General features: G+C 36.0%; 22 protein-coding genes. All 22 read left to right on the top strand.

All coding sequences use genetic code 11. From position 1 onward, the window contains the following. The first annotated feature begins 1 nt into the window (after nt 1). The 22 genes from MJO53_RS08255 (at nt 2) to MJO53_RS08150 (ending at nt 23,484) form a co-directional block, all read left to right on the top strand. Entirely contained in the window at nt 2-895 is an 894-nt protein-coding gene (locus MJO53_RS08255) for a hypothetical protein (protein WP_252081184.1), read from the top strand. Nucleotides 896-1,015: 120 nt separating this feature from the next. Further along, the gene (locus tag MJO53_RS08250; protein WP_252081183.1) at nt 1,016-1,915 is read left to right on the top strand and encodes a hypothetical protein; all 900 of its coding nucleotides are present in this window, start codon (nt 1,016-1,018) and stop codon (nt 1,913-1,915) included. A gap of 293 nt (nt 1,916-2,208) precedes the next feature. Beyond that, nucleotides 2,209-2,631: a GPW/gp25 family protein gene (locus MJO53_RS08245; protein ID WP_252081182.1), complete on the top strand. Its 423-nt coding sequence runs from the start codon at nt 2,209-2,211 to the stop codon at nt 2,629-2,631. A gap of 11 nt (nt 2,632-2,642) precedes the next feature. Further along, the gene (locus MJO53_RS08240; protein WP_252081181.1) at nt 2,643-4,421 is read left to right on the top strand and encodes a hypothetical protein; all 1,779 of its coding nucleotides are present in this window, start codon (nt 2,643-2,645) and stop codon (nt 4,419-4,421) included. A gap of 38 nt (nt 4,422-4,459) precedes the next feature. Beyond that, nucleotides 4,460-6,856 (top strand): AAA family ATPase, encoded by a 2,397-nt coding sequence (locus MJO53_RS08235; RefSeq protein ID WP_252081180.1) that lies wholly within the window; start codon nt 4,460-4,462, stop codon nt 6,854-6,856. Between the two features lie 518 nt (nt 6,857-7,374). Then, nucleotides 7,375-8,295, top strand: a complete 921-nt coding sequence (locus MJO53_RS08230; protein ID WP_252081179.1) for a hypothetical protein — start codon at nt 7,375-7,377, stop codon at nt 8,293-8,295. A gap of 19 nt (nt 8,296-8,314) precedes the next feature. Next, nucleotides 8,315-9,199, top strand: a complete 885-nt coding sequence (locus MJO53_RS08225; RefSeq protein ID WP_252081178.1) for a TssN family type VI secretion system protein — start codon at nt 8,315-8,317, stop codon at nt 9,197-9,199. Between the two features lie 23 nt (nt 9,200-9,222). Next, nucleotides 9,223-10,371: a hypothetical protein gene (locus tag MJO53_RS08220; RefSeq protein ID WP_252081177.1), complete on the top strand. Its 1,149-nt coding sequence runs from the start codon at nt 9,223-9,225 to the stop codon at nt 10,369-10,371. Between the two features lie 9 nt (nt 10,372-10,380). After that, nucleotides 10,381-10,875, top strand: a complete 495-nt coding sequence (gene tssO / locus MJO53_RS08215) for a type VI secretion system TssO (protein ID WP_252081176.1) — start codon at nt 10,381-10,383, stop codon at nt 10,873-10,875. 4 nt (nt 10,876-10,879) lie between these two features. After that, on the top strand, nt 10,880-11,329 hold the full coding sequence (gene tssO, locus MJO53_RS08210) for a type VI secretion system TssO (protein WP_252081175.1): 450 nt from the start codon (nt 10,880-10,882) through the stop codon (nt 11,327-11,329). 1 nt (nt 11,330) lies between these two features. Beyond that, nucleotides 11,331-12,332, top strand: coding sequence for a PKD domain-containing protein (locus MJO53_RS08205; protein WP_252081174.1), 1,002 nt, complete (start codon nt 11,331-11,333; stop codon nt 12,330-12,332). Then, on the top strand, nt 12,325-14,688 hold the full coding sequence (tssR, locus tag MJO53_RS08200) for a type VI secretion system protein TssR domain-containing protein (protein WP_252081173.1): 2,364 nt from the start codon (nt 12,325-12,327) through the stop codon (nt 14,686-14,688). The genes MJO53_RS08205 and tssR overlap by 8 nt, the downstream gene beginning before the upstream one ends. Then, complete coding sequence (locus MJO53_RS08195) at nt 14,688-15,482, top strand: DUF5457 domain-containing protein (RefSeq protein WP_252081172.1); 795 nt, start codon at nt 14,688-14,690, stop codon at nt 15,480-15,482. The genes tssR and MJO53_RS08195 overlap by 1 nt, the downstream gene beginning before the upstream one ends. A gap of 423 nt (nt 15,483-15,905) precedes the next feature. Further along, on the top strand, nt 15,906-17,243 hold the full coding sequence (locus MJO53_RS08190) for a tyrosine-type recombinase/integrase (RefSeq protein ID WP_252081171.1): 1,338 nt from the start codon (nt 15,906-15,908) through the stop codon (nt 17,241-17,243). 362 nt (nt 17,244-17,605) lie between these two features. After that, nucleotides 17,606-17,878 (top strand): helix-turn-helix domain-containing protein, encoded by a 273-nt coding sequence (locus MJO53_RS08185; RefSeq protein ID WP_252081170.1) that lies wholly within the window; start codon nt 17,606-17,608, stop codon nt 17,876-17,878. Between the two features lie 506 nt (nt 17,879-18,384). Further along, a complete protein-coding gene (locus tag MJO53_RS08180) occupies nt 18,385-19,134 on the top strand; it encodes a hypothetical protein (RefSeq protein WP_252081169.1) in 750 nt (249 codons plus the stop codon). A 254-nt stretch (nt 19,135-19,388) separates the two neighbouring features. Then, nucleotides 19,389-19,676: a hypothetical protein gene (locus MJO53_RS08175; protein WP_252081168.1), complete on the top strand. Its 288-nt coding sequence runs from the start codon at nt 19,389-19,391 to the stop codon at nt 19,674-19,676. Between the two features lie 555 nt (nt 19,677-20,231). Next, nucleotides 20,232-20,450 (top strand): hypothetical protein, encoded by a 219-nt coding sequence (locus tag MJO53_RS08170; RefSeq protein WP_252081167.1) that lies wholly within the window; start codon nt 20,232-20,234, stop codon nt 20,448-20,450. 81 nt (nt 20,451-20,531) lie between these two features. Next, entirely contained in the window at nt 20,532-20,672 is a 141-nt protein-coding gene (locus MJO53_RS08165) for a hypothetical protein (protein WP_252081166.1), read from the top strand. Nucleotides 20,673-20,721: 49 nt separating this feature from the next. Beyond that, nucleotides 20,722-21,588, top strand: a complete 867-nt coding sequence (locus MJO53_RS08160; protein WP_252081165.1) for a hypothetical protein — start codon at nt 20,722-20,724, stop codon at nt 21,586-21,588. Then, a complete protein-coding gene (locus tag MJO53_RS08155; RefSeq protein WP_252081164.1) occupies nt 21,585-21,887 on the top strand; it encodes a hypothetical protein in 303 nt (100 codons plus the stop codon). The genes MJO53_RS08160 and MJO53_RS08155 overlap by 4 nt, the downstream gene beginning before the upstream one ends. Nucleotides 21,888-22,263: 376 nt before the next feature. Continuing rightward, complete coding sequence (locus MJO53_RS08150) at nt 22,264-23,484, top strand: site-specific integrase (protein WP_252081163.1); 1,221 nt, start codon at nt 22,264-22,266, stop codon at nt 23,482-23,484. Nucleotides 23,485-23,528: the final 44 nt, after the last annotated feature.

Here is a 23,528-nt window from a genome sequence, read left to right as displayed (position 1 = left end):
TATGCAAGAGTATAACGACCATCAAGAATTACACAACCATAAAGGAACTGAACATTATGAAGTAACCACGTTGATTTCAAGTAAAAATGAGCCTTATTATATACAATTTGATTCAATTCAAAAACTACTCATAGTAAAATCAAGTTTTGATGCCAATAAAGGTAGAGGATTTAACACCTATGAAACTGCTAAGATCAATACTTTAGGTATTAAAGAAGAAGCATTTGATGATATTGACCATATACTTAATGACGGTACAATGTGGGATGGTGATTATTATAGAAATTGGATTATAAACGGTGACAAGACCAAACACAAATACCTGGACCCATTGACCCAAGAAGAAAAAAACGATGCGGAAAAATGGCGTAAAAAATTTATTTCTTATTACAATAGAGCGACTTATGTTCATGAATCCTCTTGGAGTTATTATATGAAAATAAATAAAGAATGGTTTAAATTCAAAATGAACCTTGAGGTTATTAATGATGAGTTTGCAAAACAACATCCACCCAAGGAAAATGAAGAAGTAAGAATGATAAAGTTAAAAGACCTTACCCCCGATTTTTTTAGTTCAGAAGAGCGAGAAAAAAACAAGGGTTTTATGGAACTGGTGGGCTACGAGGAAACCGAGAGAGAAAAGAGCAGCCAGATACTCAACCCCATAGAACACTCCGCGGGCCACTATATAATAAATGTTCACCTGCCCAAAGGCGACACCCTCAAGATAAGAAACTTTGGCAGCATGTACCCTAACCTTAAAACCTACAAAATACCAAAAGAACACGGTGGCCGGGACGATGTTATCTTTATGGTGCAGGAACCTGACCAAGAGCTCTACCCCAACCAAAAATGGGGAGGCATGTACGTGATAAGGCCAAGAAAAATGAAATAGAGGCCCATGTCCACCAAAACAAAGATGCAGAATACCGTTTATACCAAGAGGCCAAGGATGAACAATAAAATCTTTCTTTTACTCCTAATACCAATACTTACAAACTGCCAACAAAAAAACATGCAAGAGTATAACGACCATCAAGAATTACACAACCATAAAGGAACTGAACATTATGAAGTAACCACGTTGATTTCAAGTAAAAATGAGCCTTATTATATACAATTTGATTCAATTCAAAAACTACTCATAGTAAAATCAAGTTTTGATGCCAATAAAGGTAGAGGATTTAACACCTATGAAACTGCTAAGATCAATACTTTAGGTATTAAAGAAGAAGCATTTGATGATATTGACCATATACTTAATGACGGTACAATGTGGGATGGTGATTATTATAGAAATTGGATTATAAACGGTGACAAGACCAAACACAAATACCTGGACCCATTGACCCAAGAAGAAAAAAATGATTGGAAACCATACAGTAAAAAGTTTAACAAGCTATATCATTCTTCAAGTTATGTCTATAAAGACATAAGTACGTTCTTCTTTAAAGTTAATGATAACTGGTATAAAATAAAAGATACCTTAAAATCTAAAAACAGACCAGATGATTTTAGAGCACAATATCCACCCAAGGAAAATGAAGAGGTAAGAATGATAAAGTTAAAAGACCTTACCCCCGATTTTTTTAGTTCAGAAGAGCGAGAAAAAAACAAGGGTTTTATGGAACTGGTGGGCTACGAGGAAACCGAGAGAGAAAAGAGCAGCCAGATACTCAACCCCATAGAACACTCCGCGGGCCACTATATAATAAATGTTCACCTGCCCAAAGGCGACATCCTCAAGATAAGAAACTTTGGCAGCATGTACCCTAACCTTAAAACCTACAAAATACCAAAAGAACACGGTGGCCGGGACGATGTTATCTTTATGGTGCAGGAACCTGACCAAGAGCTCTACCCCAACCAAAAATGGGGAGGCATGTACGTGATAAGGCCAAGAAAAATGGAATAAAGATCGACACTGCCCAAAATTTTGTGTGAAATAATAACAACAGGTTTCTAGGGAGCAGGATAATTTATAGACATCCTTATCTATCAACGAGAGCCATGTACGTTTAACTTGCCTTAAAAAAGGAGAAAACCGCTTTGGAGCATTACAGCCCACAATCACTTTGGCAAGGAACAGGAAACATCATTTTAATTTTTTGAAAAAACTGCATTGGTATTTCACTTATATTTTTAAATTTGACAGCCGGCTTACCCCATACTAACTAATCTTAATAGTTAGAACCACACTACTTAGCCGTGAAATACATAAAACTTCCCTTGAACTTATTGCACTCAGTACGAGGTGCCAAAAACAACTTTTGCGCTTTGGAAGAATCCATTGCACAATCCATAATGATGCAAACTACCTGCAGGTATGGAGAAGTAGAGGGCAGGCCCGATTATGGCTCAGCCATTTGGGAACTGGAATTCAACCAGTTGATCAGAACCCACGAATGGGAGGAACAGGTCAGTAACTCGCTTCATGCATCCATTCAAAAACATGAGAAAAGACTCAAGAATGTAGATGTAAGCGTACATCTTTCTGAAGTCCACACCGAATCAAAAAATCATGTTCAAGTTAGAAAAAAAGCAGAAATATATGTGAAAGGGACAATCGTCTTTTCGGAAGTTCCCTTTCATTTCAATACCATCTTATACATAAGCCCTATTACCCAATAAATAACAAACCTATGCCGAACAAGGACTTGGAAATAATTAAGGAAAACATGGTAGAACGTGCCATGGAGCTTTGGGAAATAGAAGATAGAACGCTTATGGACCCTGTAGTGGAACTTCTACTGGACGTTTTTGCCCATGAATTTTCCAAGATCAATCAAGATCTAAAAATATCCGACTCCAAACTTGTGGAGCGAATAGCCAAAATATTGGTAAAAGAAAGCTGGTATATGCCCCTTCCCGCCCATGCACTGATTCGTATGGAACCCGTAGATGATTACCTGTGGATAGATAAAGAAACCCATTTCTATTACCAAAAAGTGCTAGAGGGAAATGAGTCCCTCGATATCTTCTTTACCTCTTTGACCTCATTTCAGATTATTAAGGCAAGGGCCATTTGTACCATAAAAAACAAAGGAATTGCGTTTTTTGATGAAAGAGGGAGAACTTTCCGAACGATCCCCCCAAAACCCGATGGACAAATTTGGGGTCATACATTGTGGGTCGGAATCGAAATAGATCGGAAGTTATTGGAAAAAACTGATCAGCTTTCAATTTCCATTATGCCAAGAGACTCCGATCTTGCCCCTTATTTAAGAATGACCAAGGTGTTTAATGCTGAGGACGACCTAGTTCCCATTAGGCCACAATACAGCAATAAAAACACTGGCAATACGCATTATTATAACAGTGTGTTCCGGTATTATCAGGATTATCTGTACACCCTGGACATTACCAAATGCAACGCACTACAAACGCTACCTTCCAAATGCAAAGAAGCTTTTCACCAAGAAGATTTGGAAGACATGGACCAAGAACTGTTATGGCTCAAATTCCAGTTCCCAGCAGTGTTCGACCAAGAAGAATTGAGAAAGCTCCAAATAAGCCTCAATACTTTCCCCGTAGTAAACCGAAAACTGAAATACAAACAACACAATGTAAAGCGCAATGGAAGAATAGTTTCTATAAGTTCACCTAATGAACATTTTCTAAACGTCGCAAAGATGGAAGATGATAAAGGCAGGGAATTCCATCCAACACTAAACAGCGAAATCTCCAATCTAGAAGGGTCCTATTCTTTATACTTTGGTGAACTGGAACAGTTTGATGAAAGAAATGCAAAACAATTATTGGAACAAGTAATTCAAAAAGTAAGGGAAGAAGGCAGTGCATTTTCTGCCATAGGCTATGATATATTGAATGCACATTTGGAGGATTTGAACAAAAAATTGGATGTTTTGGAACGAAAATTAAGCCTAGGTCAAAACAATCATTCTACGGGTGGCAAACAATATATAATGTCCTTTCCCTATAAAGATACATCTAATTTGGAATGTCATTACTGGATCACAGACGCGCATGAAGCCAATGGCCTCCCACAAGGCACCAAACTTGCCCAATACAAATTGGGTGGAATCGTACCCAACACCATTAGATTGTGGACCGATACTATTGGTGGCCGTTATAAAAACTCCACTAAAGAACAAGTGGCCAACTTAAGGTATGGACTTATCTCCAAAGATCGTATTGTATCTAGAGAAGACATTAAAGAATTTGTAAAAACCATTATCGGAAAATCAGTGATCAATGTCGAGGTAAGCTCCGGGGTATCTGTTTCACCAAACAAAAAAGAAGGTCTTGTACGTACCACCGAAGTACATATAAACATGCGTACCAATACTCCACTTTCCCCCGAAAACCAAAAAAGATTAGCCCATTATATCCAATCCGAATTAGAACATAAATCAGTACATAACATCCCATATAAAGTTACCATATGCCTACAACAATAGAAAATATTTTTAGTCCAAGCTTAACATCAGCTGTGCGAATGGCCAAATCCTTAGCTTCAAAAGAAGGCCATACCTCCTACGGCGTTGCACACCTTGCCATTTCAATGCTATGCGAACCCACAGGATTGACAGAGGTACTGAAAAGTATGGGAAAGAACGTGGATTATATCCAAGAATGGTTTGATGTTCGAAAGGAGATGTACAAAGCAAGCTCAGCGGCCACTAAAGAGTCGGACGGTGTGTTGCCAGACAAAGAGGTGTCCCGTGTACTTGAAGAATCTGAACGTTCAAAGATAAAACTCGGCACAGATTATATTGATGCTGTCTGCGTGTTTGTGGCCATTGTACGACAGGGAGTGGTGTACAATACCCAACAATTGGACACCATCACAGTGAATGAGGATGATTTTTTATCTCATTTCAATGCTACGAACCGTATTGACCAATATCTAGGACAAGAAAATAATGAGACCATACATAACATTCCCTATTGCAGTAACTATCTCTCAAAACAATGTGTGGAAGAAGGTGAGCTTGTTGTCGGCAGGGACAAAGAAATTCGGAACATCTTCGAAAATTTACAGCGAAAAGAAAACAAGGGAACGCTGATTATAGGAGATTCGGGGGTAGGCAAAACAGCAATCATTAAGTCTTTAGCGTATCATATAATAAATTCCACAAATGCAGAATATTCTGAAATGGACCTGTTAGGCTTAAATGCGTCCAAACTTTTGGCCAATTGTTCTTCACCGAACGAGGTGGGCAAAAAGCTGAGCGACATTTTTGATAAGGTAGAAAAAACAAATAAATGTATTCTTGTCATTGATGATATTCAAATCCTATTAGAAACGGAACAATCAGCAAGCAATATTGCCAACCTTATTGCCGCCCAACTTAGTGATGGCAAGTTAAATCTTATTGCTACAATTTCGGGGGATGCCTATCGAAAGACCATTGAAAAACATTCATTAAACAGAAAACTGGTTCATATACAATTAGAAGAACTTGAATCTTTGATGCTCGCACAATGTATGGAGAACCATAAAATTAAACTTACTGCATACTCACAGATAAAAATTGAACAGCAGGCCATTGATGATGCCATTAACTTCTCAAAAAGATATTTCAAAGAAAGTAAACTGCCCCATACCGCCATTGACCTGTTGGACAAAACTTTGGCCGCCGTTCGAAAAAGCAATTCGGACACAAAGAAAGAAATAGAGACATTGCAAAAAAAGTTTCAAGCCATAGAGAGCAAACAACCGGATGCCAAATTACAACTACTTTATATTCACAAATTGATATCCGACAAGGTTAGCCCCGTAATCCTAAGTAATGTAAGTACAAACTTTGACAGTAAGGGACAAACGGAATACCAAAAGCTTGAATCAGCATTAAAATCCTTACTTAAAGAGCTCTCATCAATAACCCAAAATCCTATAAAAAAGATTACAGGGCAACATATTACGGCCATGGTGGCCAATATCACTGGAATCCCGATCGGAAAGATACAAGCCGAAGAAAAAGATCGTTTGCTTAACATTGATGCACATTTACAACAAAGGGTAAAAGGTCAAAATCACGCTATCAAGACGCTTTCCGATGCCATTATAGAATCCAGAAGTGGTCTTAGCAACCCAAAACAACCTATAGGCTCATTCTTTTTTCTTGGGCCAACAGGCACCGGCAAAACTGAGCTTACCAAAGCACTTGCCGAATTGTTGTTCAATGATGAACAGGCCATGATTCGTTTTGATATGTCAGAATTTAAAGAGGAACATTCGGCAGCCCTGTTATATGGAGCCCCTCCTGGATATGTAGGTTACGAGGAAGGGGGTATGTTGGTGAACAAGATTCGTCAAAAACCCTATTCAGTAGTACTTTTCGATGAGATAGAAAAAGCTCATAGTTCTATTTATGATGTATTTCTACAGATTATGGACGAAGGGAAAATCCATGATAAACTAGGACGGGAAGGGGATTTTTCAAATGCCATTATCATCTTTACTTCCAATATAGGCAGCGATTGGATTGCTCAGCAGTTTGAAAAAGGTAACGTTCCTGCATCCAATCACCTAATCGATTTAATGAGCGGACACTTTCGCCCAGAGTTTTTGGGCAGGCTGACCGAGGTGGTGCCGTTCTCCCCTATTCATGAAGAAGTGGCACAAATGATTTTCAAATTACATTTGGGCAATCTTCAAAAACAACTAAAAGAACAAAAAGACATAACATTGACCCTAACTCCTGAAACCATTGTTTATCTCTCCGAAAAGGGATACTCGATAAAATACGGAGCACGACCTATTGCAGGCATTATACGCACCTATATAAAAAAGGTGGTCTCTCGAATGATCGTCGCAGAAAATATAGTAGAAGGTGACACGGTGTCTTTGGATTACAAAGAAGGGGCTTTAACCTGGGAAAAATTATAAATAGAGGTTTCGGTATCCTTGGCAACTACTATTTAGAGTTAGGTTCTCAAATATGACAAATTGGGTTTACTACGTTGTCACAACAATTGTTTAGACTCTATCATTTTTTTTACAGAACAATTGATTTTACCGTTTCGTCAATTCAAATGGGGCAACTGTCAATTCTATAGCTTTCGAACCCGCTCGTTTTCCTATTTTTCCATGAACGAATTCAGAAAAAACACACACCTTATTTTCCATGTCCCTGTTTTTGAGTTATTGCTATATGAATCCTGTTTCAAAAAATTATCACCTAATCATTGTTTTCCATTAAATGAAAAACATAAGTTTTAACATCTTCGCTGGTATACCCGCCATGTATATTGCCTGGTTTCCGGGGCATGTATTCCATGCTGTAAAACTGAACAAAAACCTACCTGACTTGTTTACTGATTTTGTCGGAAAAGACCACCCTCACTCTGCCATTATTGGAAACATAAAATTTCAAGCCTTTATCAACATACTATAAAGTAGTGCTAATGAATATTAAAGATGTACGGACAAGTGAGGTATGGGGGTATATTGGAGAAGTCTTTATCGAAGAACTCAAGTATATTATAGGTGAGGATGACCTTAAGGAATTTTGGGTAAAGAATAACGGAATGAACAGTCGCGCTTCTTCAAAAGATGTGACCAATGTGACCACTTATGGCTATGCTACGGCAAACGATTTAAAAGAAGCCATCTTTATCCATATGAGTCGCAACAGTATATACCACCATCTGCCTGAAGTATTCTTTCATCCTATTGCGATAAGCCACCCAAATATGAGCAACAAAGAGGTGGTTGCAGCCATTAGGAAGAATCGTAGAACAGAACAAGAGAACATTCATTTCTTCATTCCTTTTGATACAGAATTCTTCAAAAAAAAAGTAGGCCTGGTCAATAGATACCTTAACATTTTTACGGACCCAAATGCCAAACAAAATCTTTTCACCTTGGCCAGGGATATTGTTGCAAAAGATTTGGCACTAAACAAAGAACAACTTTATAAATTATTCCTAAACCTATGTTTTTCCGAAAAACTCAAGGAAAACCTACCGGCACTTGCACAATTGCTCACCAATATTATGGCCTGTACCATTACAGTTAAATATTTGCCCAAAGAATTTTCCGAAACACCCTTTAAAAATTTGGGGGAAGGTATCCTTGGCCACAATGCCGGGCTTCAAGGAAAAGTCAGTAGTGAGTTTGATGATATAGTCGCGACCATAATCTCTAACCAACAGATGAAGTATCAGATTATCCAACAATATATGAAGACCCTAAAAAAAATTTTAGAATTCTTTGTCTTTGCCAACCGAGACATCCATGTTAGATATCAGACTTCTGGTATTGATGAATTTATACTTAACAAGAGCTATTTAGGATACAATACGGCAATTTCAATATCCAATTGATTTTTTAAGAAATAATTTTATGGAAGTACTCATTGGATTTTTTTTGAAGTATTTATTAGCTCCGGTATTGGTAATCGCATCGGCAGCTATTATGAATGTCATTGCAAAGGGCAGATCTGTATTAAAAATGAAACGCCTTATCATTTTTATTCTTATATCTGCAATTATAGTCGCTCTACCTTCACTTTTGGGCATACTTAAATATGAATTTGTTTGGGGCGGTCTAATAATTGCCATAGTATTCTACCTGTTGTTGGGTCTATTCTTCAACTTCCTCTCAAAATCCAAATTTTTTGAAAAAATAGGATTCAATGGCAATCAATGGATCATCTTGTTCAGTTATCTGGTTATCGCCATCCTAGCTGGGTGGATATTCTATCTAGTGTTCACATGGCTCAGTAAACTAAACTATGGGATTTGGGTCATGACCGTGGTTCTCTGGTTTCTATTGCCCCCGTTGTACAAATTTTCAAAAGAAAAGTTTATTTCCATACCAGAAACATTCTACAAATCTTGGTATGTAAGAAAAAAACCTGCTGACGAAGAATATTGGAATACAATAGACACTTTTAGGCTAATGCAGGTAAATCTAAAGGTGAAACGCAGATTTGATTCCCCTCAATATTCTTCTTTCTCGGTAAAAATACCAGAGGATGTATCCTTGGGAATGTGGTACAACCGCTTTATAGAAGATCAAAATATCCGCTTTCCAAGCACGCCCGTAGAACTCTCGGGGCCTGATGGAGAATATGGTTGGATATTCTACACCAACAAATGGTTTCCTTTTCCCCTGTTCACAAGAACATTGGATTTTGAGAAAGAGGTTCGTGAAAGCAAAATCAAAAATAAGACCACAATATATGCTAAAAGGGTTTCTAAAAGTGAAGATTATGACAAAGAATAAACCAAAATAAACATTACAAAAGAATGGATACGAAACATCTTGCCATAAACTGGACCGATGGAGTGAAAATAACACAAGAACACTTTCATCAAAGCAACGCACATATGACCGATTCTATCAGGGAATTGGCCACAATGCTACTTACCGACCACAATTATGGCCTTATATATCCTATTGAAGGAGAAAAAGACGCATTCAGTTATACCACCGTGGTCCACACCCAAGAAAGGCTTTCCATTAAACTAGATCATTGTAATGCGATTACACAAGGAGGGCACCACATTTATTATGATCCAAAATTATATGGCGATTTTCAACCAGTTGCATCTATCGAAGCCAAAAACCTGGATTCCAATACTACCATAACCTTTTTATTGCTACTGACCATAGAACCATTCGAACATGTTCCAGTGGGGAGGCCCGATCCGGAAAATATTCCATTGCACCACCCTTATGTCATGCCCAAAATTACTATGCACCTGGTATCACAGAGCCAATTCAATGCATCGTTCCTTCAAACACATCATCTCATATTAGGAAAGGTGGAATGGAAAAATATGTGTTTTGTACTGGATAAGGACTATATTCCTCCAACTTCAAAAATCAAATATCACCCAGCGTTATCGCTGTTTCAGAAACGGGCCACTACTGTATTGGTGAACCTAAGGAGCTATTGTCTCATCATAAACCGGAAAAACCAAAACCAATTTACCAATAACAAACTGTCCAACAACACATTCAAACTATGCTTAAAAGTCATGGATTTTGTTGGTGAGTTTATCTTTCAATATTCTCAAATAGCGAAAGAGCAATCGCCAATTTTTATTCCTCAGAGCATATCAGTACTGGGCAACTACTTTTCCAACGAGCTGGCCATGATCCCCGAAACTGAAAAAGAAGAACTCCTACAATATTTTTATGAATGGGTTGATATCAAACCCTCAGAACTTGAACAGGTCATAGGGGGTATAATTGACGTTCAATATGTCCACACAGAAATATCGAGCATGTTAAAAAACATGGATTACTTCATGGCGATAATAGAACGTCTATGGAAAAAACTAAGCGATTTGGAGTACATAGGCCAGCGTAAAGACAATATAGTGGTGAGCGAGGACAAGTTTACCCTTAGGGATAATCAGCAACAAAATTCTTGGTCAATCATCGATTAACATATTGCAATGAAAGCTTTAAATAAAAAGGAACGCAGGGAAGGTATATTAAAATTTGCATTGGTTTTTTCAGTAACGCTGACCCTATTGTTTTTCTTAGGTTTCTTCACTATTAAAACCGGTGAAAAAGGAATCAATATACTCAACGAAAGACATGAGAATTATAAGGCAGTATTCATCACACAAGCCACATTATCCCATAAAATGGAAAATATCATCAAATTACTTCACCTATACAAGAACAAAAACCGATCCTTAAGGCAGCATAGGATCTCCCAAAGCTACATCTCAGAATCGGTAGACTCATTGGAAACAGAATTGATAAGACTGGATTACAAGGAGGAAGATCGCTTTATAGTCTTCAAAGAAATGATAAGCCAAGTGGATGATATCCAGAAGACTTTAGATAGGTTGGAAGCTGACAAGGAAGAATTACAACAGCTGAAATTGTATCTCATGAAATGCAAAGAAAAATATAACAAAAAAGAAAATAAAAACCAGTAACAACATGCATTTGGAAGAGACCTTTTGGAAAAAAGCAAAGTTTTTTATCGTTTTCAGTTTCACAAGTATCATCATATATGTTCTTCTAACAAAAATGATATTCAGGATACCCCAAGACAACAACCGTAAACTATTAGTGGCAATCAACGAATATGAAACAGTTTTAAAAAGACAAAAAGAAACCTCACAGGACATTTGGGTACTTCACGATACCATTTCAAAATTGGACTTTAATGTAAACATGGTACAACTTCAAAACGACCTTGAAAGAGAAATAAACCAAATCGATGACATCTATGAAGAAAATAACAATAATTACAAATATATTTTCTCCACCCAAGCATCTCGTCTATTGAAAATATATATGGATTCACGCGAAGCCCATTGCGCTATAATACACGGAAAAAAAATAGTTGGAAGCAACTATAAAGAATGTGAGGCAAAAATAGAATAAGATGAAACCAACACGAATTATAACCCTGTCTGTTTTATTGGGATGTACCTTAATTGCGCTACTAATTGCCATTTTTATGCCTTTTAGGACCAATTTGGCCAACCTTGATTTCTCTATCTCTGATCATAATGGAAACCTGCAATTTGAAGTCGGAGAGAACCTATATTTCAAAGTAAACGATGTGGATGCCTTTACCAACAGAGAGCTTCTCTGGGAATTTGGTGATGGAGGACAAAATCGCATATCGGCAGAGGAAACCTTGGGAGATGGCGGCCCAAACACAGAGTACCGTTTTGAAACTCAAGGCAGGTATTTAATAACTCTTACTGTGGACAACAAATTCGAGGTTCCAAAATACATCGATGTTGTGAGTACCCAAACTCATAACGCTTTAGATTCAATTCCAAAGATATATGGTGTTAATGAAGGGTTTGTGGATGAGCAACTTGTATTTTCGGCACATTCTCCAGGAGCCACCAATTACGAATGGAGCTTTGGGGAATCGGGCGCAATAGACGCCAATGAAAGGCAAGTGATATATACCTATAAGAATCCGGGGACTTACCGGGTTACCCTCCGCACCAACAAATCCAAATACCCAGTGACCCACATTATAGAAGTTTCTCCTCTTTTCAGCATTATTGAAGAGCAGGATTGTGCAAAAAAAGCGGCTGAAGATATAAAAAAACATTTTCAGGCTATTGCGGATGCCAAGGTATGGGATCAAGCCACGGTGAAACTCAACTTACGCCACATAGAGAACACATATCACAAAGAATGTGAATTAAGCGACCGACAAGATATCGTAGTAATTATCAATGGGAAAAAGTACAACGACCTATATAGTTACAGCCAAGGCCTACATTATTTAGAAGGCAAAGGCTCCTCTACAATCGACATCAATGAAGTTAGAGTAGAGACTGCCGTAGACTCGGCCAATATGAAACTCTGTAATTGTGTAAAACGAATTGAGGTTATGCAAAGTACCATTACCAATGAATAAGCAGCTCATACATAGTATAATGTTCATCTTCCTGGGCCTTATGTTAATTGGCTGTGCAGGGTATGGCAAGTATTCCAAGGTGGATAAAATCGGGAAAAACACCTATAATCTTCTAGACAAAACAGGTTGTAGAAAACAAAAGAAAAACAAGAACTTGAAAATTGTCTATTCTGACAGGGCCAATAACTTCTCTTATATAGACCAACTGGGATTAAAGCGAGGGGAAAAACAAGGCTTTTTAAACCCATATTATGTGATTGGAGACGATGGGGATTTTGTGCAAGTGGTAGCTTACAAACCAACAGCCATAGGAAAACCAAAGGGTATGTTCTCTTTCTTATTCAATGGAAAAAGCACATTTTCAGACATAAAAAAAGTTCCTTACATAGGCTGGATGCACAAAAGCAACCTTTTACATTATCAACAACCAATAACAGATCCAAAAAATCTAAGACCGATTCAGTATATGATAGGGTTTCACGATTTAGAGACCATTTATAATCTAAAGGAATTTATTAATAAAGACACCGTCCATGTATACATGGATCCAAAACTAAATAAAAAGTCAAAAATATATCTGAAGATAAACCAAATGGTGTATTTGTATAAATACAACCCGTCCAAAACCGCTGCACTGGTCTCCAATCTGGACAATATGTCCCTGGCAGATTCTGTTAAGAGAAAAATGGGCTGGATATCGTCAAAATTGATAATTCCAATTGGACAAAGAAAAATTCATAAATTAAACGAGGGGTCATCCATAAAAGCATGGGGCTCTCCAGATACCATTGCCGACAGAGAGATTGTAAATTCCATCGTATTCGAAAGAAGTCGAGGGTGCAACACCATAGATTCCCTGGCCACAGAAATCATTGCTCCTCTCTATGTATGGAACAATAATGATAACAAGCTCATTAATGTAAAAGGCCATGACCTCCCTTTAAGCGAGATTCCAAATATCAAAAACGATAACAAAAAAATCAACTTTCATCTCATTTTTGACTGCGGTAAAGAACAGCGCAAAAAATTGCTTTTACAGATTGCCTCGCTACAACGAATATGGCTATTGGCCACTAAAAACAAAATGCTAAAAGATTACGAATTCACCTTTAGTGCAAGCTCTTATGGCTGTGGTGATTTTTATTATGTTGATAAAACCGTTTCATTTTCCAAATGGCTGGATTATCTTCAGAATGTCTTTTTAGGAAAAATCACTCCCGAAGCAGTTAACAATGATGGAATCATAAAATGTTTTGACTTCATTACCAATGATGCCAAACTGCCAGGTTTTGAAAACAATATTGTACTCGTAATAGGTGAAGATCGTTTGAGCTTGCCCAATGGTTCGAACAAACAAATAGTATCAACAAGATTGCATAATTCCATAGAAAAATTAGCTAAAAGTTCCTCAAAGCTTCTTTTCTATCAAATGGAGAACAATATCCAGAACAAGTATCAGGATTATACATTGCAAGCCAAATTGATAGTGAACAAAGTTGGAGAGGAATATGCTGAGTTTTTGAAGGATTTTACTGTTATGAACCGATTGGTAAAAACAAAGAACCTATATACCAACATACCCTCTGATACCGATAATATTTTTATTCACAATCCCCCAGAAAATAGCGTTTACAGTGGAGGTATCGTCTTCCCTAAAATAAACAAATCCTTATCTCAAATATCGTTTGACAAGGCATTGGACTCGTTGCTCACTCGAACACTACGCTTCAACAAAATGTTTATAAAGTCTTTGGAAAGCTCAGCGGTCGAATTAGGCTTTTTACGGAGCATCCCATCAAAAAGGCTGCTAAAACTCATAGACAAGGATGATATTTATTTATCTGGAATATCCTACCTACCAAAGAACCAAGTCTATGAGCAATACTATGAGAGTCTTTTCATAAATCCAAAAGATAATTCAAACACTAATACAGGGTACATGTTAACCAAAGAGGAGCTAGATGTGCTCATACAGAACTATGAAGCGATCATACCTATGGCCGATAACCTTTTGGATAATAGAAAACGCAAGCACCTCTTAAAAGTTTATAGAAAATCTGTAAGAGGTTTAAATAAACTCATGTATCAAAAAGCTTTGAAAAGAAATGCAACACTTGGAAACATTTTGTACATGAAAACCGGAATCCCAGTGAGGGATACAATATTAAGTACAATGAAAATCAAAGATGTTGACAGTAAACGAATGTTTTCCCATGAAGAATTTACGGATTGGATGGCATCACTCCGAAAAAAAATAAATTTTTTGGAAAACCATCTGAACGATTCATATTTCGAACCTATTGAGGATGGATCCAATACTATTTACTACTTCATAAACGAAGAAAACCTACTGTAATGAGCATTAAAAAAGTTACTGGGGTGCCATTACACGAAATAGTGTTAAAAATCATGTATCTGGAAAATGTTCAGAAAGCTGCAGAAATGGCACCGAAGGATGTTTTATGGCGCATTAACAATCCTGAAATCTCAGAGAGACAAATTCGGGAGGTATTGGATTGGCTTGTAATGCACAATAAGGTCAATCTATATCTTGGCAAATATAGTTTGGACAGGATAGCTTTTCTTGAACAAATGGAACTCTATGAAGATTCATTAAAATATGAGGACACCAAAATGAAAACCACAAACAGGGAAAACAATCCTAAAATGTATTATGTAACCTCTTTAAAGCCTAGAAAAGACACTCTTTTTACTTCTATTTTCAAACCCTTTATTCTGATTTTAGGCCTCCTTGTGATAGCATATTCCACGTATACTTACTGGCAAATACAGCATCCTGCAAAAATGCTCTTGGAAGAAAATGTTGAAATTGCTTGGGAGGCAAAAACCATAGGGAACCAGAAAAATCTATATATATCAAATTCCGAAGATTACGATGATAAAGCACGAAGTGCCATATCTTCATCATTCTTTAGACAAAATGCAATAAATAAGATAATTGCCAACGAAGTAAATCATTTGAACATAGCTTTGGACAGTATTACAAAAACCCATCATGAAAAATTGACGGATTTACAAATTCATTTACAACAAGTGAATGACGATGCGAACATTCTTATAAATAACTTGGCGGTTTGTAATTCAATCATCATTTTTCTATTTGTTTTACTTTATCTTGAGAAATTGTAAACTTTCCTTAGATAGAACTGCTTATTTTAATGTGTATATATTAAAGAGTATTTACTTGTCTGACTTCTTCATCAAATTATGGGTTTGTCCCATACTTCGAATTTGGAACCTAAATGAATATTGGTAATGATACTTACAAAGACGATGTTTAGATACTTGTAGAAGCATCAACTATTTAAAAATAAAACGGTTACACTTTTAAAAAGTACAACCGTTTTTGTTTACCTGCTCCCCCTCTTGGGGTGCAATTATCATTTTTTGGTAGATAACGAACAATCATTATATTTCTACAAACCTAGTATTTATAGTATACACAACTTGTTTTTGTCCTAATATAATTGTTTACACAATTAAAAATGTTGGATAAAATGTTGGATAAAATTGGATTAAACAGTAATTTGCTTTTGTTCAAAATGCACCAACATGGCAAACATTAAATTCTATCCGTACAAAAAGACTGGAACTAACAAAATATATTTTAGGCTCAACATTGGTAGAAATAAAGATTTTAGGCTTTCAACAGGCTTAACAATTCAAAATGCCAAGGACTGGAACTACACCACCAACCTTCCTAAAGAAAACATTGCACAAAACAAGAAATTAAAAAACCGCCTTATTGATCTTGCTAAAGAACTGGACAAGTTTATCGATGAGGTGGAAAAAGCCGAAAACAAAAGTTTGTTGGATATTGAAAGTAAACAACTAAAGGCCATTGTCCAAAAGTTCAACAACCTTGAACCGATAAAGGAAAAAGAATTTTTAGTCCCATATTCAAACTGGTATTGCGAAGACCTAAAGAAAAGAACCTACATAAGAAACAACATCAAATACCACTACAAACAAAACACACTAGATAAGTACCTCAACTTTTCTAAAATATTGGATAAGTACCAGAAACACAAAGGCCATAAGTTGAAAATAAAGGAAGTGAACACAAGTTTTGCAGTCGACTTCCTAGACTTTCTGACCGATATAGAAACAAAGAGCATAAACACCAAAGGAAGGTACATTAAACGCCTTAAAACCATTGTTAGGGATGCACAATTGAACGGGTGCAAGGTAGACCCGGACTATATGAACATTAAAGGCTTCCAAGACGAAAACATTGTTACCTATTTGACCTTTGAGGAAATAGACCAGATTATTGAAAAAGAAATGCCCAACGAACGTTTACAAATTGCAAAGGATTGGTTCATTATCTCTTGTTATACTGCACAACGTATTTCAGACCTTCACAGATTTACTAAAAACAATATCCAGACCATAGACGGGGGCAAATACATTGTTCTAAAACAATTCAAAACAGCTAAGAACATTGAAATACCAATTCACTACAAAGTAGATGCAGTACTCAAAAGATATGGCAATGACTTTCCACCTAAGTTTAGTGAAAACGAGCAAAGCCAACGCACCACTTTATCCACATTGATAAAAGAAGTTTGCCGTATTTCTGGTTTAAGACAAAAAGTCGAAGGAAGGTATAACGGAAAAAAAGGACTTTACCCAAAACATAAATTAATCAGCAACCATACTGGCAGGCGTTCATTTGCGTGCAACTTCTACAACCTGGGCACATGGTCTACACAGGAGATTATGAATATTACAGGCCATGTAAACGAACGTAATTTCCTAACCTACATTGACAAATCAGACCCTACCCTTTCAAGGATTGCAAGGGCTAAATTTGATGCAATGGAAAAAGAAGACCAACGCAAAAAGGAACCTCAACTCAAAATAACACCAAGGGCATCCAATGAGTAAATCATAATTAATCGGCTGCAATATATCTACCTTAAAAAACGGTACTAAGACGACAAGAAAAAATCAATAATTGATTTCTATTGTTTCATATGTGAAACATATGTTGACAAAATAAAAAACCTCTATGTGATTGAAATACAATCATTAACCACTCCCAAGTTGAAATTCTGTGGAGAACACGGCCTTTAAATTGCACCATGCTTTAAAGGGATTACAATAATTTTACATCAGAATTATAAAAAAAGGCTAAAGACCTGCCGAAGCAAAATCTAAAGCCCTTTGTAATGTGAGAAATTCAAAGGTAAACTATTTAAGTGAGGCGGGAAATTGGCCAAATGTCTAATTTCTTAATAACACTTAAAATGGAACAATTACAATTTATTGGCACAACGCCCGAACAACTACAAAAGGCCATTACAGAAAACGTAAAAAGCCAATTAGAGGAACTCAAAAAAAGTTTCCAACCCAAGACCCCAGAAGAATTTTTAAGCAGGAAGGCAACTGCCCAACTGCTGAACATCAACCTAAGCACTTTATACCTTTGGACAAAAAAGGGCGTACTTCAATCCTACGGTATATCCGGCAAGGTATATTATAAGCGTAGCGAAGTAGAATCTGCATTAGTCGAACTATAAAAACCGGGCAATATGGAAAGCATCACCAGAACAAATAAGAACGGTAATTTAGTCCGATTAATCAAATATGTTAGGGAATCCAAATACATTGATGTACTTGAACAGCCTACAATATGCAAATCCTTTGGGTTGCCCTATAGACCGTCTGTCTTTAGACAAGAATATACAAGGCGAATTATTCAATTCCTTAAGGAGAACACAACAACTGCATCAACAGTTTCTAAGCAAACAGGAATACCCCAAAAGTATATCTGTCAAGTAAAACGAAATTTGGAAGATAAAGGTAGGCTAAAAGTGGTAAAGTTTGACCGCTGTCCAACAACAGGATCTCCTAATGTCCAATTTTTGACCACAAACATTTAAAAGAAAAAGGGGAGTAATTCTCCCCTTTATTTCTGTTCAAATGCAGCAATACGGGCAACGCATCACCAGATACAAATGTAGCCCTTTTTACCCCTAGTATAGTATAGCGTAAAAAAGTATTAAAAATTAATACCATCACCCGATTGGATAATATAAGACTAAAAGTCCCATGCTATTGCATTAAGGACTGGGAAAGTTCATCTTTCGATGAGGTAGTCACCTATGGGGAAAAAGAAAAAACGACATTGAAGTCAAGAAACGAAATGCCAGGGCTTAGCTATTTAGCTATTTCACATGAGTTAACAATATGTGCCAATGCCAGAATATTTGGAAATGATTATGGCTTGGGCTTTTCATTGGATACAATCGAAAAATTAAGGCTAATACTAAAAGATTTAGGTATTGAACTTAACCCGGACTATGCAGGTGAATCAAAGTTGAGCGTTGCACACGAAAAAACCGACCTACTTATAGAACCTACTGAAATATTTGATGAGCTCGTTTATCTATGTCCATCAAAATACGCAAGAACTGCTTACCCAAATAGTTACACTTTTAAGAACCTCAACAAGTCGTATAATTTTATAGTGAATTTTTATGGCAAGCACCATGAAATGACCAAAACAAACCCAAAAAAATACGAATTATCAAAGACCAGCCCAGAACCCTTTAAAGGAGTTACACGGATGGAAACAAAATGTGATGGAGCAAAGACGGTAAACTGGTTTTATGGAACTAGAAATTTTAAAGAAATCTTGGAAAGTAAAAACAACCATCAAAGGATATTTAATGAATTAATTGAAGGTCAACCTATGAAAACGAAAAAAATGGATTTAAGCCAATTTAAGACTATTACGGAACTGAACCACTGCAAGTGCCAAACTGCTATTTGAAAATCACAATGGAGATATAAATAGCATTAAAAGGTATTTGGACAGCTTTTACTCCAAAAACACCAAAGGAAACAGCGCATTTAAGAATTTCAAAAAAATGCTGCCTCTTATTACCAATCCAGATGGGAAGGAACTAAAACACCTTCAAACCCTAAAAACAATACTCGCGGGTAAAGGAATCGAAATGTTATCTAACCCGTAAAAAAGAGTTTTCGGAAACCATAAAAAAGGATTGTTTTTATAACACTAAAAAAATGAAATCAACAGAAGGCATAATTCCAAAACCTATAATCAGGAAAAGGAAATTTAATGGTAATCCTATCAACAACACAAGACGTGTACAAAGAGTACTAGATTTGATTACGTTCCTAAATGAGTTTAAAACCATTAAGGAAATAAAAGACTGTTTAGAAATCCACGAAAAGAGCGTACAACGTTATTTAAACTTATTGGTACAACTTGGGTTTAATGTTGAGGTAAAATTCGGAAAGTACTATTCATATCGCATTACCAATACCAAGTCCTTTTTTAAAGTAGCATAGTCAAAGACTTTTTGGTACTCATACGCGCACGCGAATAGATACCCATATATTCAAATACCCGTATCATATTTCGCTATCTGTTCACGCATAGAACTTGATTAATCAATCTTTTTCAAAAAAAGTAACCAGTACGCGCGCACGCGGACTTAACAAAACTTAACCTTCAAGAACCCATTAAAACCTAACATGGGAAGTATATCGGGGTCATAACGCGCGTAGAGGAATTAAGTTTTTCGAGCCATAAAAATAATATCTCACTATCTGTTCGCGCGAATGGAATTGCTAAAACGACATAAAAACGACTATAAATCAATATAGAGGCAAAGTATTCGGAAGTCATAACGCACGTTAATAACGGTCGAAAAACGGCTATGGCATCAATAAAGTTCAATTAAATTGATTAATCAATCATTCTTTCAATCTTGAATAATCAACGGTTTTTTCAAAATCCGAACGTTACGCGCGCGCGAGGGCAATTACTAATCTTGCAATTATTAAAGTGTTTCCTTACATTTAGAACTCTTCCCCCAAGATTTTTAAAACCTAACTATAATTATGAAATCAAAAGCACAACTTAAGTTTGAAGAGCAGCGAAAAGACTTAACCGATAGGGAGATAATGATGGAAATACTTTATGCAAATTATTTAAGTTATCGGTCATCAGAAGCAGTTAGGTCAAACACTTCAAAATTAGTTTGGTTTGTGGTCATTGGGATTATTTTATCAATTGTTTCTGCACTTATAGGATTTGGTGCAGCAGCAGCAACTATCTAGAATTTTATGATTCAACCTTTCTATTTAGCAGCCCAAATCCAAAAGTCTGATGACTTCAAACAATTATTATTAACCAATTTCATGGAACATAGCAATGGTATTACAATGCAGCAATATGCTGAGGCGGAAAAGAAATTATTGTCTATTGGTACTTATGGTGTTGAGGAATATTATAATTCGGTCAAATCCTACATTGAATTTTTGGAAGAGATTATTGACTAAGACCAAATTGATACAAATAAAAACATTTTATTACCTGAAACTAGCATAAATGCAAACTATAAATATCAACCTTGATTCAGGAAGAATAAGACCAATTATAGAAGCATTCGAGCCCTATTCATATAATCAGGATTTTACAATTAATCTTTCTCATGATTCAAAAAACAGGATAATGGTTGACAAATATCCATTACTGTGTTCAATTGTAAATGAAATAAGAAAGCAAGGAAACACATGCAATGTCAATTTGAATTCTCAGGGCGTCAGTAGTCAATTGGATTATGCTGAAAGAATGGGCTTCCTTTCATTTTTAGGAATAGATTATAATTATCAAAAGGAAAAAAGAAATAGCGGGGGTAGGTTTATAGAAGTTAGAAACGTAAACGGTTATTATTTTCCAGATCAAGAACTTGAGAATATTTTTCAAAATGATTTTGGACTAACTGAAAACCAAGCAAAGGATTTAGGTGTAATTATTTCTGAGATAGCAATTAATTCTCATTTACATTCAGAAAGTAAAGGCGGTGCAATTCTATATTGTCAAAAATATCCCAATCAAAAATTTTTAAATCTTTTTATTATAGATAGTGGTGTAGGGTTTTATCACGCTATGCGATTATTGGATAAATACAAAATATTAAATGAACGAGAAGTTTTTCTTAAAGCATTTGAATTTGGTGAAGGAAATGGTAAGGGTTATGGACAAGGATTGTTCTTAGTTTCAGAATTTATTCGAAGAAATTTCGGTACTTTGCGTGTTATTTCAGGAAATTTTATGCATATTATAGAAGAAAAGAAGAGTTTTATTTTTAAAATTCCAACTTGTTATAACGGTGTAATTACTCATCTTGGAATACCTTTTGATATTAATTCTACTATAAATGAAATAATGGATGAACAAATAATTCAACAATGAGAAGTTTAAAACTAGTAAATTACGGGAGTAACTTTTTATTTATTGATGGATTTGAAAAAGTTTTAAATTCATTAATTGAAGAAGTTGAAAATGAAAAGTTCTTGAAAATTAATTTTGAAGGGGTTGTGAATATTTCACCTTCATACATGACACGATTAATTCATGGCATCATTGTGAATACGAATCCCAAGGAAATAACAATAGAAAATGCAAATGATCGTATAGAGTCTACTTTTAAATTTGCCTTACACTCAATAAATAAATTGAAAGATTCAAAGCATTTTTCTAGCATATATTAAAAATTAGTTCATATCTAATTTAAAATAACAGCCCGAACAAATTTACTTTGATTGGGCTGTTATTTTTAACACACATTCTTAGTAGAACATATAAACCACTTTTATTGATATTGGATAAAATGTTGGATAAAAAAGAGGTGTAAAAACAAAAAACCCAGTAAGTACAATACTTACCGGGCTATGTCTGCTCCCCCTCTTGGGCTCGAACCAAGGACCCTCTGATTAACAGCGTCGTCGAAAGGGGTACAAGCAAATTTAAAAAATCATATATTTTATTGATTATCAGTATTTTAATAAATTTTGTATTCAAACGAAATCAATTGAATCCGACTTTTTGCGTGCAAATTGCGTGCAAATTTTTTTATAACTTATGTTCATGAACACGAGTATAAAGCTAAGTTTGGACACCCGCAGAATGACCCAAAATGGATGTTTTCCCATCATTTTGAGGCTGACCCATTTTAGAAAGACCACTTCGATCAAAACAGGTCATTATGTCCCAGAGGAATACTGGGATCATCACAGGTGCAAAGTAAAGAGAAATTTTCCAGATGTTGATTCGGTTCACTTGATGAACACCCTTTTATTAAAAAAACAACTCAAGGCACAAGAAGTAATCAATAGACTGGCCGATAATGATCAATTGGATAGACTAACAGCCAAAGACATTGCCGATAAAATCGTTAATAGAAAACGGTTAAACTCATTCTATGAGTTCGGTCTTCAAAAAGCAGAAGAGCTTATTAGGGAAAAACGGATAGGCACTGCAAGAAACTATTCCGGAATCATAGGAAGGCTAAAAGTATTTACAAACAATAGGGATTTAAAATTCAATGAACTCAATCTTGAGTTCCTAAAACGGTTTGAAAGGCACCATTTATCAAAACCAGGCAATACCATCAATGGAATTGCATCTTATATGAGAACGATAAAAGCCATCTACAATAAAGGAATCAAGGAGGGTATGGTTGATGAAGCTCTATACCCTTTTAAATACTACACCATCAAAACCAAGCCGACTGAAAAAAGAGCCATTAAGATTGAAAGCATCAAGAAAATACTTGAAATGGAAACCAAGATCGGTTCCAATCATTTTCACTATCGCAATTATTTTATTCTTTCCTATCTGATGTTAGGCATGTCTTTTATTGATATGGCATTTCTGAAAAGAGATAATATCATCGATGGTCGTGTTAAATTCCAAAGACGTAAAACAGGAAAACGCTACGATATAATTATAACCGATCAGATTAAACCCATTATTGATTATTATCTGGACAATCCCAACCCTTCCGGTTTTTTATTGCCCATAATCTACAGGGATACTTTGGAATTACAGTACAAAGATGCCCAATGGGAGCTTAGACGTTACAACATTGGTTTAAAAGAAATTGCAAAAGAATGTAAGATTGAAGAGCGTTTGACCTCTTATGTTTCAAGGCATAGTTTCGCAACCCATGCAATGTTCAAAAAAATTCCTTTGGAAGCCATATCCGCAATGATGGGCCATAACAAACTCAGTACCACCCAAATTTATCTGAAGTCCTTACCTAGCAATGTACTTGACACCTATCAATTGGAACTTAATTCTATTTAGGGCATGACTTTTATCCCCTCTGGAATAAACCTTTCAATACTATG

Source organism: Flagellimonas marinaquae (genome assembly GCF_023716465.1).
Lineage (GTDB): Bacteria > Bacteroidota > Bacteroidia > Flavobacteriales > Flavobacteriaceae > Flagellimonas > Flagellimonas alginolytica.
This window is presented reverse-complemented; position numbering and strand designations above follow the sequence as displayed.

What these genes read in the sequence shown, in the direction of transcription:
- MJO53_RS08170 (WP_252081167.1), top strand. Translation starts at nt 20,232, where the DNA reads ATGAAATCAAAAGCACAACTTAAGTTTGAAGAGCAGCGAAAAGACTTA.
- MJO53_RS08160 (WP_252081165.1), top strand. Translation starts at nt 20,722, where the DNA reads ATGCAAACTATAAATATCAACCTTGATTCAGGAAGAATAAGACCAATT.
- tssR (WP_252081173.1), top strand. Translation starts at nt 12,325, where the DNA reads ATGAATAAGCAGCTCATACATAGTATAATGTTCATCTTCCTGGGCCTT.
- MJO53_RS08255 (WP_252081184.1), top strand. Translation starts at nt 2, where the DNA reads ATGCAAGAGTATAACGACCATCAAGAATTACACAACCATAAAGGAACT.
- MJO53_RS08195 (WP_252081172.1), top strand. Translation starts at nt 14,688, where the DNA reads ATGAGCATTAAAAAAGTTACTGGGGTGCCATTACACGAAATAGTGTTA.
- tssO (WP_252081176.1), top strand. Translation starts at nt 10,381, where the DNA reads ATGAAAGCTTTAAATAAAAAGGAACGCAGGGAAGGTATATTAAAATTT.
- tssO (WP_252081175.1), top strand. Translation starts at nt 10,880, where the DNA reads ATGCATTTGGAAGAGACCTTTTGGAAAAAAGCAAAGTTTTTTATCGTT.
- MJO53_RS08150 (WP_252081163.1), top strand. Translation starts at nt 22,264, where the DNA reads ATGAACACGAGTATAAAGCTAAGTTTGGACACCCGCAGAATGACCCAA.
- MJO53_RS08205 (WP_252081174.1), top strand. Translation starts at nt 11,331, where the DNA reads ATGAAACCAACACGAATTATAACCCTGTCTGTTTTATTGGGATGTACC.
- MJO53_RS08165 (WP_252081166.1), top strand. Translation starts at nt 20,532, where the DNA reads ATGGAACATAGCAATGGTATTACAATGCAGCAATATGCTGAGGCGGAA.
- MJO53_RS08155 (WP_252081164.1), top strand. Translation starts at nt 21,585, where the DNA reads ATGAGAAGTTTAAAACTAGTAAATTACGGGAGTAACTTTTTATTTATT.
- MJO53_RS08235 (WP_252081180.1), top strand. Translation starts at nt 4,460, where the DNA reads ATGGCCAAATCCTTAGCTTCAAAAGAAGGCCATACCTCCTACGGCGTT.
- MJO53_RS08190 (WP_252081171.1), top strand. Translation starts at nt 15,906, where the DNA reads ATGGCAAACATTAAATTCTATCCGTACAAAAAGACTGGAACTAACAAA.
- MJO53_RS08220 (WP_252081177.1), top strand. Translation starts at nt 9,223, where the DNA reads ATGGATACGAAACATCTTGCCATAAACTGGACCGATGGAGTGAAAATA.
- MJO53_RS08185 (WP_252081170.1), top strand. Translation starts at nt 17,606, where the DNA reads ATGGAACAATTACAATTTATTGGCACAACGCCCGAACAACTACAAAAG.
- MJO53_RS08250 (WP_252081183.1), top strand. Translation starts at nt 1,016, where the DNA reads ATGCAAGAGTATAACGACCATCAAGAATTACACAACCATAAAGGAACT.
- MJO53_RS08225 (WP_252081178.1), top strand. Translation starts at nt 8,315, where the DNA reads ATGGAAGTACTCATTGGATTTTTTTTGAAGTATTTATTAGCTCCGGTA.
- MJO53_RS08240 (WP_252081181.1), top strand. Translation starts at nt 2,643, where the DNA reads ATGCCGAACAAGGACTTGGAAATAATTAAGGAAAACATGGTAGAACGT.
- MJO53_RS08230 (WP_252081179.1), top strand. Translation starts at nt 7,375, where the DNA reads ATGAATATTAAAGATGTACGGACAAGTGAGGTATGGGGGTATATTGGA.
- MJO53_RS08175 (WP_252081168.1), top strand. Translation starts at nt 19,389, where the DNA reads ATGAAATCAACAGAAGGCATAATTCCAAAACCTATAATCAGGAAAAGG.